Source organism: Prevotella sp. oral taxon 306 str. F0472 (assembly GCF_000257925.1).
Taxonomy (GTDB): domain Bacteria; phylum Bacteroidota; class Bacteroidia; order Bacteroidales; family Bacteroidaceae; genus Prevotella; species Prevotella vespertina.
In genome coordinates, this window is sequence record NZ_AJIN01000067.1 from 34,553 (window position 1) to 47,077 (window position 12,525).

Sequence of the window (12,525 nt, forward strand, 5' to 3'; positions counted from 1 at the left end):
TATATATGAAACGTGTAAGATGTCCTAAGTGTGATAACTTTATCACATTCGATGAGACAAAGTATAAATCAGGGCAACGTCTAGTCTTTCAATGCCCTCAATGTGGTAAAGAGTTTGGTATTAGAATAGGCGTTTCGAAGTTACGTAAGACGCAGAAGGAGGAGAATAACCAACCAGCTGATGATGAACAACAGGGTGAGTATGGCTCTTTACATGTTATTGAAAACGTTTTCCACTTTCGACAAGTGATCCCTTTACAGATGGGAGAGAACGTTATTGGACGTTATATGAAGGGCAATCCAATTAACTGTCCGATAGAGACTGTTGATCCAAGTGTCGATATGACGCATTGTGTCATTACTGTTAAGCGTGACAAGAAAGGGCAGTTACAATATGTTCTACGTGATGGTCCGTCATATACGGGTACATTCGTTGACAACGTAATACTCGGTGATCGTGAGCGTAGAGTGATAGAGGATGGAACGCTATTTACCATCGGTGCAACAAGTATTATCCTACATGCTGGGGAAGAAGAGTAGGTTTCCATGATATAGGACTATCATTTGATAGTCCTATATTATTTGTTCCGTATGCCTCATTTAATTGACCCGTACGCCTCACTTAATTGACACGTATGCCTCACTTAATTGACACGTATGCCTCACTTAATTGACACGTATGCCTCACTTAATTGACACATATGCCTCACTTAATTGACACGTATACCTCACTCATTCGTTCCATACACCTTATTTATTTGTTCCAAAAACGGGAGGTAATGTCTTCGAAGCTGTTATCTGGGCGCCTACGCAACATACGTTGATTGGTTTTTGGTGAATTAAGTGCACCAAGATGACGCAGATAAGGTCCCACCTTTATATAATCAAAATACTCCATGTGTATGTCTGGAGATATAGCTGTACGACCTGTGTACCAGCCTATTTTAAGGTTAGGGTAGTGCTGCTTTACATATAATGCAAGATTATCTATAGCCGAGGGATCAGCATCTCCCCCCATAAAACCTATACATGTAATCGGCTCACCAACCCCCTCTATAAGAGTAGTTAGTGAGTCGATTGTTAATTCTTCACCCTTATTTACCCATAAGAAGCTGCTATGGCATCCCGGGCAACGGCATGGGCAGCCCGTGATGTTGATAGCTAGTGTTACTTCATCTGGGTACTCTTGGAATACGATGTCTGTGTTACAGTATCGGAGCATGTGTCTGTGTGAATGTAATAACGGCGGTGTGCTTCCTCTTGACGAGGTACAGAGAAGTTGCTAACTCGCTTCATGTATCCTATAATACGTGTGAGATAGTCAACGTTCTTAGAGTGACAATGAGGGCATTCATGCAGGTATCTCTTATCGATGTGACCGCAGTCATTACAGATGGTGTTCGGTATGTTGAATGTGAAGTAGTTACATCCTTCTTGTGCCGCAACACGTAGAAGTTGTCGATACTGCGGTTCGGAGAGATGTTCCTCAAGGTTCATGTGAAGTGCAGAACCGCCTGTTAGATGTTCAATATACGGCTTCCCATGCAGTTTGAACTTATCGAGAATCGTGAGAGAATTGTCTTCTACACGATAGAAATAGCTATTGTAACAATCACGTGGCACAAAGTAACCATCTTCCTTATCCCATTTAGCATGCTTAACACCCACATTCTCTGCAGGAATCATCTCACAATTAAACATTGCCTCCTTAGTTCTAAATGCCTTATTCTGCGTCTCGATCAATCCTAACACACCTTGTACGAACTTCTTGTAATCGTCATTAGGATTGATATCAAGCCCCATGAACTCCGCAGCCTCTACTAGTCCGTTGATACCAATAGTGAGATATTGACGGTCAATGTTGATATATCCAGCATCAAAAAGCGGCAACATGTGGTTGTGCAAGAGCTCTTTAAGATTCTCATTGTAGGCTAATTGCACCTTATGGCACAACTTTATGATGTGAGTTAGGTATTCCTTATAATCCAAGTCATGGTTCACAGCGTACTGAATACAACGATTTAAGTTAATGGTAAGCACACTCTTTGATCCAGTTGACACTCCACCAGCTCCCAAAGTATATGAGAAACCATTGTCTTGTATCTCATTTCTCAATCGACAACACGAACTCAACGAGTCTGCGTTATCGCTCATATAGGTAAAGAAGCTATGTCCTTGTGCATACATCTGTGCCGCAAAGTCTCCCCACTCATGGTCTTTACAATCGCCATTTTCGGCTAGTAACGCCATAGTCTCTACTGGGAACGTGAGGACAGTCTTAAGTCTTTCTTCGTTAAACCACGTCATGAAGCGTTTTTGCAACCATGATAAACTTTCCCAATCGGGCTGTGATCCATCTGGAAAATAGAAGTTCCCGAAGAGCGATTCGAAGTAGGGACGATCATAGTAAGATATGTTCCAGAACACAGCCTGGTAGTTTCTTGCTCCCGTGGGTTGGTTTAGTGAGTAGACAATCTGCTCAAAGTCGTCTGTAATTATCTTATCTATTGTACGTCGTTTAACGCTGAGATCGACCACTTCATCCGCTCTCTTCCAATAGTCCTTACCATATTCTTTCTGAATAAAGTAGTTCATGTACATCAGAAACTCTGGTGTGGCGCAGGCTCCAGCAAGCATAGAAGAGACCATGAAGACCATATTTATAAAGCCACCACAGAAACTCTTTAGATTCGTTGGAGCTGTAGAATTACCACCAATAGATGTAGTTCCACCGATTAACCATGGGTACATCGTGATGGAAGCACAATAGTTTGCGAGGTTCGTCTCGTCGTTCTTATATATAAAGTGGTGTGTCAAGAGGTCAATGTATTCGTCTGCAAGTGGCTTACCATACATCTTTTTGATTCGTTCCACTAGTAGACGACGATTCAAACGGATAAATCCTTGTTTTGGTAACTCGCCTATCAATGTTGCAATGTTCTTATGTTCTACATTCGCATTAGCGTCGAACTTCGATCCAGTAGCAGCGTTCTTTGCTTCGCAGTAATCAGAGAGAAACTTCATCTTTTCGAGTGTTTCACGATCTTCTGTGTGCTGTTGACGATAGACAATGAAGCTCTTTGCAACCTTATAGTAGCCTTCCTTCATCAAAGCAAACTCTACTTGGTTCTGGATATCCTCCACTTTTATATCGTTGTGAATGTCTAAGTCCGATAGGATACGCGATACAATGCCTATATCCGTTGGTTCGTTCACACTTTGGAAAGCCTTAACTATGGCGTTCATTATCTTGTCAAGGGAGAAAGGCACTTTATCTCCATTGCGCTTAGTGATGGTGAAGTTCTTCATTTCTTTTATATAGTTATTTTGTTTTTAGACAACTTTTTCAATTTGTATCTTAGGCTCTTTAACTGGTTTATAAGTAGGGTTTTTATTGCATATATCGCTTATAACCAGTGCAATAGCTTATTTCTTTCGTCGCTAAATGCTACTACTTTTATTGTTAGTTTTGGACAACTTTCTTTCTAAACGAGCGTCAGAAGTTTTCCAATTTGTGCAACTCTACGATTGCAAAGATAGCCAAAAGTATTCTTAAAAACAAACTTTTAGCTGTTTAAAAATGCTTATTTTTTGTGCAATTTTGCGCTCCTTTTTATGCAAATATCAGTGCTATAAATGATTAAGAAGAACTAGTTGTAGTTGTGCTTTATGGTTCTCTCTTTTGCGATATACTATCAGGACAAAAGGTTCTGTTCTATCTCTTGAATAAGTATCTATTCTCCCTTACGAATGTCGTGAGGCTGCTCTATTTTATAAATAATAAGGTGGAAGAACCCAGATAAGGTTTTTTAACTAATGAAGAAGCACTTACTTCGTTATTTTTATTTACTTTTGTTGATGTTTATTAATAGTGATATAGTCACCTAATAGTGTCATTTTTAAATCAAACTCACTATTCTTAGCATGATAGGAGATTATGAAACAGCGTTTTACACACTATATCATTCTCTCACAAAGGAATCTTTATGAATAACTAAATGAATGTTTTTTATACATCTTTTTAATACTATTATGAACGTAAAAGTAAGTTTTTTATTGGCTACTCTGCTGACAGCTCCATTGTTGGCAAGCCCTGTGAACGCAAGTCCAACAAGTTCTTATCAGATTAACAAAGGCACTAGTGTGCGTCAGCGATTGGCTCAAATACGTGCAATGATGAATCGCGGGAACTATACCGCAGCAAAGGCTGCATTGAAAAAGATGATGAGTGGGAACTTAAACAGTCAATTAGCACGTGACATGTATGCCGAGTGTGAGACGGCCATCGAACAACAACAAGAAGCAATAAAACTCGAGTTTGACGAGGCGTGCGAGAGCGAGTCTAAGTGGGAATTAGAGTCTTTTATTCGTAAATACCCTAATAGCCAATATACCCAAGAAGCAAGGGAACAACTTGCAGACTTGGTTCTTTGGCAGCAAGCAACTACATTGAACACCATCGAGGCTTACCAACGTTACCTTAGTAAAACCTCTGTCTTCGCTTACACACAAGCGGCAAACACCAAGATTAAAGAGCTAAAGGAGGAGGAAACACGTAAGCAGATGGAACAAGATTGGAGGCTTATCAAAGATGCTGGAGATGAGTCGGCTTTAAGTGAATTTATGAAGAAGTATCCACAAACCAACTATCTCGACCAGATCAAGAAACGATTGAATATTCTTCGTGGTATACGTTGTTATAAACAAGGCGACGCCTCTTCTGCTTATTCCTATTTGTCGGCAGCAAACGAGCAAGAACCTCTTACGGGCGAAGCTGCTACTTATTTAAAAGAGTTGCAAGCTGAACGTGATTATGAAGAAATCGCAGAGAGCAATGATATTGATCGTGTGAAATATTATCTCAATGCGCTTTCAACCTCAAGTCCTTACTATAACAAGGCTTGTAACCTATATGCCATTCTTTTAGCAAAGCAGCTCTCGTCTTCATCAGTAGATTATGACTATCAGTTGGCACTATCCTATGTAAAGGATGAAGCAACACGTACAGTAGTAACAAGCTACATAAATGTTGCAAAGGTGCAGAGGTCTACTTATGTGCATAGAAGAAAGGTTCTTGACCGCAAACAATGGTGGCGTACTAACCTGCAAGTGGGCATTGAAGGCGATTTCGAGACCAATCTTAGTGATAACATTGGCTCAGATATGTTCTATTCTGGTGGTTTGATGATTCGTTTCGGGAGTTATCAACAAGTTGTGAGCATGACTGCTGGTGCAAAGTTCAGGGTTTTTATGGTGAATCCAGACCTCGGTGGAACCAATAGACATGGTGAGGATGAGCGTTGGAATGTGCTGGGCTATGCTGTTGGAGTACCTGTGAATGTTCGTTTCAATGTAGCTCGTCTGTCTACACGAAGTCGTTTCTTTATTGGTGGAGGTATCGAGTTCGGTGTAACAACGATTGAGAAAGAGAAAAACAAGGGGGTTATGAACAAGTCATACATGGCTTATTACCCACAGATCGGTGTACTTTCTCCCAACTTTGAAATGACTCTTTATTGGAAGACTTATGCACCTGCACCATTCTCAAAGAACATTACTTCAAGAGGAAATATTTATGATTGTAAGAGTATGATAGGTGCTTCTATGTCTATTTTCTTCTAATTTACAAAGCGGGAAGCTACATTCTTTTCAAATTTAAGAAAGGCTTTCCTCATCATAAGGAGAGCCTTTCTTTGATACAAAGGGAGGCTCTCTTCCTATTAAAGAAACGCCCTCTTTCAATTAAAGAGAGGCTCTTCTCATAAAGGAAAGAGATTCTTTTGCTTTTTAAGTAATATTTATTTTCATTATGACCCACTGCCTTTAGAGGATAAATAAAAGGCGTTCTTCGTCGTAATAACACGTTTTTAATCCTCCTTCTAATAAGAAATCATAGTGGAGTAAGCGAATTATAGCAATAGAAATGATACCTTGATTAAAAAAAAGTTACTATTCGTTAGTCATTTAATAAATATTATACTTATATTTGCAAACATGTATAACCTGTAGTTAAAAACCTCTTTAAGAGTACTAATAACTACCAACTATTTATTTAGATACCATTTTTGAGCTTGTTCTGGACACCAGTTTCAAGCCATGAAAAGATTATAATCAACCTGAATAATTACATTTATGAAACTAAGAACGTGGATGTTTATCCTGTTTCTGTTCGCTGGACTAGGTTCCGCCTTAGCCCAGTCTATAACAGTCAAAGGTAACATTGTAGATGAGAATGGGGAAGCTTTACCAGGCGTAAGTATTATCCCTAAGTCAGCACCTAAGTCGGGTATTGTGTCGGACATAGATGGTTCGTTCACCCTAAACGTGCGTAGTGGAGAGAAGTTAACATTCAGTTTTGTTGGCTACAACAGCGTTGAACGCATTGCAGCTCCGCAAATGAATGTCAAGATGGAACCCACTGAACAGATGATGAATGACGTTGTTGTCGTTGGTTACATGGAACGGAAGGTGGCAAACACATCGGCATCTGTAATCAAAGTCGGTGCTAAAGACCTTGAGATGAAACCCGTTGCTAACCCCTTGGATGCCGTGCAAGGTAAGGTGAGCGGACTACAAGTCTTCTCCTCTTCTGGTGAGCCTTCTGCACGCCTATCTATGGCACTTCACGGGCAAGGGTCGCTTGGCGCAGGTACGGGTTTACTGGTTATCATGGATGGAATGCAGGTCAGTATGGCTGTATTACAAGCGATGAATCCCAATGATATTGAGAGTGTTCAGTTCCTAAAGGATGCAGCTGCAACCTCTATCTATGGTGCTCGTGCAGCTAATGGTGTTATGTATGTAACTACGAAAAGAGGGCGCACCGAGACTCGTCCTAGTATAAATGTTCGTGCGCAATATGCGGTCTCTTCACTTGCTAATACCGATTACTTCGACCAGTTGATGTCGGGTCCTGAATTACTAAGATACTATGAGGAAACAGGGATATATACGCCCCAAGAGGTTGCTACCTTTAAAGAGAAATACTTTAAAGAAACCGACTTTCAATGGTATAAATACATCTATCAGTCAGCACCAATGTACACAGCTGATGTCTCTGTATCTGGTGGTAACACAGGTGTAAGATACTATCTTTCAGGTGGAGCACTTAGTCAGGACGGTCTGAGAATGGGCTCTAGTTATAATAAAGTATTCGGTCGTATCAACCTCGATGCGAAGTTAAATGATTGGGTAAGAGCCAATATCAACACCCAAGTATCATATGACGCTACACGTGTATCTCCCTTTGGTAACAACAATGCAGTGGGTGGTGGACTAGCAGCAATGAATGCTCCTTTCGCCTCACCTTACGACCCTAACACTGGCAAAGAACTCGTGCGTGTACCTTTATTAGACATTGCCACGCCTTCACATGTTATTGAAACGAACCCTGCGAAGACAAATAATTTCATCTTATCTACCAATGGTAATCTCACCATTACACCTCTTAAAAACCTTACCTTACGCTCTTTAATAGGTCTGGAACTCGATTATGGCAATAGTCGTTCACGCACTCTTCCTAGCTATTATCGTGCTTATGGCAATGGAAGTTCCGAACGTTCGTTCTCGATGGCATCGAATATTACCATCACAAATACGGCTTCATATAACATGACTTTTGGTGATCATCATCTGACAACACTGCTCGGACATGAATACACCAACTATAAAGACGATGGCTTCTCGGCTGAAGGTTCGGGCATATTAGACGATCGACTCTATTTACTTAACAATGCAACTAAGAATAAGAACATCGGTGAGGACACGAATGGATACGCTTTCTTGTCATTCTTCACACAGTTGTCTTATGACTTCTCAGAGCGTTACTTCGTTGATCTTGTCCTACGTAACGATGCTTCTTCACGCTTTGGAAAGAATAAGAGAAATGGTCTTTTCTGGTCATTGGGACTATTATGGAAAGCTAAGAAAGAGAAGTTCTTACAAGACATAGCATGGTTAAATGATTTAGATGTAAAGGCTAGCTACGGTACTCAAGGTAACTCTTCTATCCCTCCATATAGCACTTCAGCTTATGCAGGAAAGGTCGGTCAAAAGATGGGGGACATGAGTTTAGGCTTCATAAGTATGGGTAATCCCGACCTTGGATGGGAGCATCAAAGCAAGTTCACAGTAGGTGTGAAGACTCGTATTCTCAATCGTTTAGACTTGAATGTGGAGTATTATAATCGTGTAACAAGCGATATGCTCTTTGAAGTTCCTCTACCTTATACATCTGGTTTAACAGTTGGTAGTGCTGGTTATCCTACTCGTTATGAGAATGCAGGACGCTATCTGAACCAGGGTATCGACCTCCAGTTGAATGTAGACATCCTACGTGGACGCGACTGGGGAGTATCTGCTAATGCGAACCTCAACTATAATAAGGATAAAGTTCTCGAACTCTTTGAAGGTAGGCAATCATGGCAAGAACCAGGCGGACAGCTCTCTTACGTTGTTGGAAAACCTGTTCAATTTGTCTTACCATTATATAAAGGTGTGAATCCTGATACTGGTGTGCCTGAATGGTATCGCCCTGGAGCAGACAAAAACAAGCCTCATCGTGATGATAAAGATGTGGTCAACGAGTGGTCAAGTTCGCTGAGTCAGAACACGGGAGTTGATGCTTACACTCCATTCACTGGTGGTTGGGGTATCTCGGCATACTGGAAAGGCTTTTATCTGAACGCTGACTTCTTCTTTGCAATAGGCAAACATATGATATCAATGGATAAGCAGTTCTATGAGAATGACTACTTTGTTCGTGACAAGAAAGATAACTTCAATGGTTCAAGAAGACTTTTCGATTATTGGAAACAACCAGGAGATAAGACGGAATTCCCATCTCTTGCATGGGTTCGTGACCCTTCTCACCAGAGTACATACTTAGACTCGAAGATGCTGGAAAACGCTTCTTTTATGCGCTTAAAGAACTTCACTCTGGGCTATGAATTGCCTCATAGGATGCTTGGACAGCAAAAGGTTATACGTTCAGCAAAGGTGTTCTTCACAGGTCGTAACCTATTAACATTTACGAAGTTCCGTGGTATTGACCCAGAAGTAAACCGCAACGTCTCTTATGGAGTGAACCCTAATACTAAACAGATGAGCGTTGGCGTGGAACTAGGTCTTTAACAATTATACAACTAATGGATATCTATATGAAAACAACAAAGATATTATTCTGGGCATGCGCACTCTTGTTTACACTGCAAGCATGCGACTTGGATCGTGATCCTGCTAACTACATAGACTATGAAAAGTCGTATCGTAACATGCAGGATGCCAAGAAGTGGGATAATGGAATATACTCAACTTTACGTGGAAAGTTCGGTGGTGCGTATGTTATTCCACAAGAGGCTCAAGCAGACATGCTCAATGCACACGCCGCTTTCGGCAACCTTTATGGTGAGTTCCATGGGTGGACTATCAAGCCTGAGAGTGCTGTTTTGCAGGAGTTATACCACTCTTATTATGCAGCACTCATCGATGCAAACGTTGTCTTGAAGCTGTTACCAAAAATGGAGGTGAGCAGTGATGAACAGGTACAAAGGAATCATTTTCTTGGTGATGCCTACTTTGCTCGTGCCTTTTATCACTTCAATTTAGTCTTACGTTGGGGCATGATTTATGATAAGAATACGGCTGACAAGGATCTTGGAGTTGTACTCGCAACAGAGCCTGGATCGATTGATAAACCGAAAAGAGCTACTAATGCAGATACCTATAAGCTCATTCTTGCAGATTTAGGGAAAGCTGATTCACTATTAAAAGATGTGCCAGTAAAGCCCGGGAACACTGAGATTAATGCAGATGCAGTAAAGGCTCTGAGAGCAAGAGTATACCTTTATATGGGAGACATGGCAAAGGCTTATAACGAAGCTAAGCAACTGATTGACCATGGGACATATCCTCTTATTGAGCCTTATTATGGTAGATTAGATGCGAACAATAGGGTAGATGCACGTGAAGATGCCTTTGCGCAGATGTGGTTCTACGATGATGGGAAAGAACAAATATGGCAACCTTTCGTGGACAAGGAGAATGAGATTGCAACAACAACAGGTTTCTACGGGGCAGACTTATCTACTGCCACCTATTGGGATAATCAACATGATGCAAGTAAGATAGGCGATTATAACAAGCCTGCATATGTACCAACTAGAGAAGTTATCAACGATTTATTCTCTGGTGAGAACGACCATCGTGCACAGGTTCTATTCGAGTATGTCCATACGACAGTCAATGATATGAATGTCTCAACTCAGCTCTATGTCATATCGAAGTTTAAGGGTAATCCTAACTATGCGACACTCAATAGCACGCATTGGGGTGGTTATGTGCCTAATGGGAATCAAGCTCCTAAGCCTTTCCGTATCGCTGAACAATATCTGATTGTAGCTGAAGCTGCATACGACTTAGGCAACATCAATGATGCACAAAACTATCTTAACCTATTGCGTAGATCGCGTGGTTTAGATCCAACAGACCTCACTGGCGACGCTTTATATCAAGAGATAAAGAATGAACGAGCACGTGAGTTGGCCTATGAAGGCTTCCGTCTTTGGGATTTAAGACGATGGAAACAAGGCGTAAAGAAGCGTACTTTCCAGGGAAGAGAGAATTATTACATGGTTCCTTCAGCATTCTATGCAGGTGGATATAAGGTTGATATTCAACCAGACAACTATATGTTCGTATGGCCATTGCCTATGAACGAAACATTAATCAATACTAATCTCTTACCTAATCCAGGATGGGGAGACAAATAGATAATGCTTTATTAAAAACGAAACACTATGTATAAGAGATTTAAAATATGGATGGGCTTGGCTATAGCTGTACTAGTTGTTGCATGCCAAAAAGATCTTGTATTAGGAGGAACTGACCACATTGCCTTAGGTGAATCGACGGCAGTAACGCTTGTGCAAGAGGGTGAAACGAAACTTGTAGACGTCTCTTCTTTAGGTGATGAATGGCAAATTGAGAATGACACACACAATACCTGGCTCACAGCAATTCGAAGAGGAACAACTCTAGAGTTAACCGCTACGGCTAATAATGATGCTGACGAACGTCGTACAGAGGTTACTATTGCAACTCCAACGAGCAAACAGACGATTACAATTACACAATTCGGAACAGAGCCAACAATCGCTGTTGATGGAAGTAATGGTACGCTTATTCTTAATCACGAGGCACATACTGGCGTTGAATTAAAGATTATTTCAAACTCTGATAACTGGACAGTTGAACAATTAGACACAGCCAATAACAACTGGCTTAGTTATGCCGTTGATCTCAAACAACGCAAGTTAACACTTAATATCACCGCTATCGAACGCAATAGCCCATGGGCACAGACCAGTCGAAGTGAGAAGCTCTTCCTATCTAATGGCAATAGACATTACGAGCTAACTATTATGCAGAATGGCTTTGTCCAGTTCCAGTTACCAGTGTGGGATTTCGATAACTTCGATATTAATAAGGTAATAGCAATGGAGGCAGAAAGGCATAATCTCCGTGATAAAGCATTTGAGATTGACTCGCTCTTACCTTATCATCAGGATCAAAAGAAGGTGTTTACTGTATTTCATTCACCAGGAGAACAGGCTCCACACATCCTCTATCAACAGAAGAACTATGGTACAGATATGTATTGCGCATGGCTTAAAGCACCCAAAGGAAAACTATTCCAACAAGAGTCGTATGAGCCTTGGCTGAACCAAAACAACTTCAAACTAGGTAATAAGCAACGACTTGATACGGAGTCACAATATTATAATGAGGAGAAAGACAGAACTCGTTTACTGACAATATACAACTCTGTTGACAATTTCAAGATGGCTGGTGGCATCTTTAGAAGTGCCTGCATGAAGTACTTGGAAACGTCTAATAGTTTAAAACTGAATAGTGATGGAAAGGCAGAGACATTCCCTGTGTTCCCTTCAGATTACCTACATAATAAGGCTTTCAAACTCGATCAAGTAGTTGCATTCGAACGCCAACGTGGTATGAAGCCAGACTATTATAACCAGTTTAACTCAGAGAATGTTACAGCCACAACAGAGGATCCTCTCTGTCATTACTCACGCTTAATATTTGTACCAGAGAACGAGAGTTATGAACCAGGAACACTAGCGTATGTTATCTACTTCTTCAACTGGCAAGGTATCACGGAAGAAGATATTGATGCTGGACTAGTGCAAGATAAGGACCTTAGTGGTACAGTGGGATCATGTCAAGTGTTCTATCAGGGAGGTGACGTTTTCTACACTCGTGAGGAACAAGGAACGCCTGGTGTCTACTCATGGTATGAATATTCTCTACCCTTTAGTACACGTCGTGCAATAGAAGATAAGGGCTATAGTCTATTCAGAGAGGCTAGTGGTGGATTCGCAACATTCTATCGTGGTAGTGAGAATCTGATAGACCTTCGCCCACAAGAGAGCCGTACCGTCATCACTTACTACAAGAGTAAGCACTACGTTGACTTAATAAAGAAGAACCTTAACTACTAGATTTTAAG

At 41.0% G+C, this 12,525-nt stretch carries 7 protein-coding genes; 5 read left to right on the top strand and 2 right to left on the bottom strand.

Annotated features, from left to right (window positions below):
• Nucleotides 1-5 precede the first annotated feature (5 nt).
• A complete protein-coding gene (locus HMPREF9969_RS10400) occupies nt 6-539 on the top strand; it encodes an FHA domain-containing protein (RefSeq protein ID WP_009435838.1) in 534 nt (177 codons plus the stop codon).
• Between the two features lie 214 nt (nt 540-753).
• On the opposite strand, the gene nrdG is transcribed toward HMPREF9969_RS10400, so the two are convergent.
• Together nrdG and nrdD are read right to left on the bottom strand one after the other, a co-directional pair.
• The gene (gene nrdG / locus HMPREF9969_RS10405) at nt 754-1,221 is read right to left on the bottom strand and encodes an anaerobic ribonucleoside-triphosphate reductase activating protein (protein ID WP_036895667.1); all 468 of its coding nucleotides are present in this window, start codon (nt 1,219-1,221) and stop codon (nt 754-756) included.
• Nucleotides 1,167-3,308 (bottom strand): anaerobic ribonucleoside-triphosphate reductase, encoded by a 2,142-nt coding sequence (gene nrdD, locus HMPREF9969_RS10410; RefSeq protein ID WP_009435862.1) that lies wholly within the window; start codon nt 3,306-3,308, stop codon nt 1,167-1,169. Before nrdD ends, nrdG begins: the two co-directional genes overlap by 55 nt.
• 723 nt (nt 3,309-4,031) lie before the next feature.
• Here nrdD and bamD point away from each other — a divergent pair.
• The 4 genes from bamD (at nt 4,032) to HMPREF9969_RS10430 (ending at nt 12,517) form a co-directional block, all read left to right on the top strand.
• On the top strand, nt 4,032-5,621 hold the full coding sequence (gene bamD / locus HMPREF9969_RS10415; RefSeq protein WP_009435919.1) for an outer membrane protein assembly factor BamD: 1,590 nt from the start codon (nt 4,032-4,034) through the stop codon (nt 5,619-5,621).
• A 510-nt stretch (nt 5,622-6,131) separates the two neighbouring features.
• On the top strand, nt 6,132-9,131 hold the full coding sequence (locus HMPREF9969_RS10420) for a SusC/RagA family TonB-linked outer membrane protein (protein WP_036895669.1): 3,000 nt from the start codon (nt 6,132-6,134) through the stop codon (nt 9,129-9,131).
• 14 nt (nt 9,132-9,145) lie between these two features.
• Nucleotides 9,146-10,768 (top strand): RagB/SusD family nutrient uptake outer membrane protein, encoded by a 1,623-nt coding sequence (locus tag HMPREF9969_RS10425; RefSeq protein WP_009435981.1) that lies wholly within the window; start codon nt 9,146-9,148, stop codon nt 10,766-10,768.
• A 27-nt stretch (nt 10,769-10,795) separates the two neighbouring features.
• On the top strand, nt 10,796-12,517 hold the full coding sequence (locus tag HMPREF9969_RS10430; RefSeq protein ID WP_009435899.1) for a BACON domain-containing protein: 1,722 nt from the start codon (nt 10,796-10,798) through the stop codon (nt 12,515-12,517).
• The last annotated feature ends 8 nt before the right edge of the window (nt 12,518-12,525 follow it).

Excerpts from the sequence above, each read along its gene's own strand:
- HMPREF9969_RS10400 (WP_009435838.1), top strand. The coding sequence starts at position 6 with ATGAAACGTGTAAGATGTCCTAAGTGTGATAACTTTATCACATTCGAT.
- nrdG (WP_036895667.1), bottom strand. The coding sequence starts at position 1,221 with ATGCTCCGATACTGTAACACAGACATCGTATTCCAAGAGTACCCAGAT.
- nrdD (WP_009435862.1), bottom strand. The coding sequence starts at position 3,308 with ATGAAGAACTTCACCATCACTAAGCGCAATGGAGATAAAGTGCCTTTC.
- bamD (WP_009435919.1), top strand. The coding sequence starts at position 4,032 with ATGAACGTAAAAGTAAGTTTTTTATTGGCTACTCTGCTGACAGCTCCA.
- HMPREF9969_RS10420 (WP_036895669.1), top strand. The coding sequence starts at position 6,132 with ATGAAACTAAGAACGTGGATGTTTATCCTGTTTCTGTTCGCTGGACTA.
- HMPREF9969_RS10425 (WP_009435981.1), top strand. The coding sequence starts at position 9,146 with ATGGATATCTATATGAAAACAACAAAGATATTATTCTGGGCATGCGCA.
- HMPREF9969_RS10430 (WP_009435899.1), top strand. The coding sequence starts at position 10,796 with ATGTATAAGAGATTTAAAATATGGATGGGCTTGGCTATAGCTGTACTA.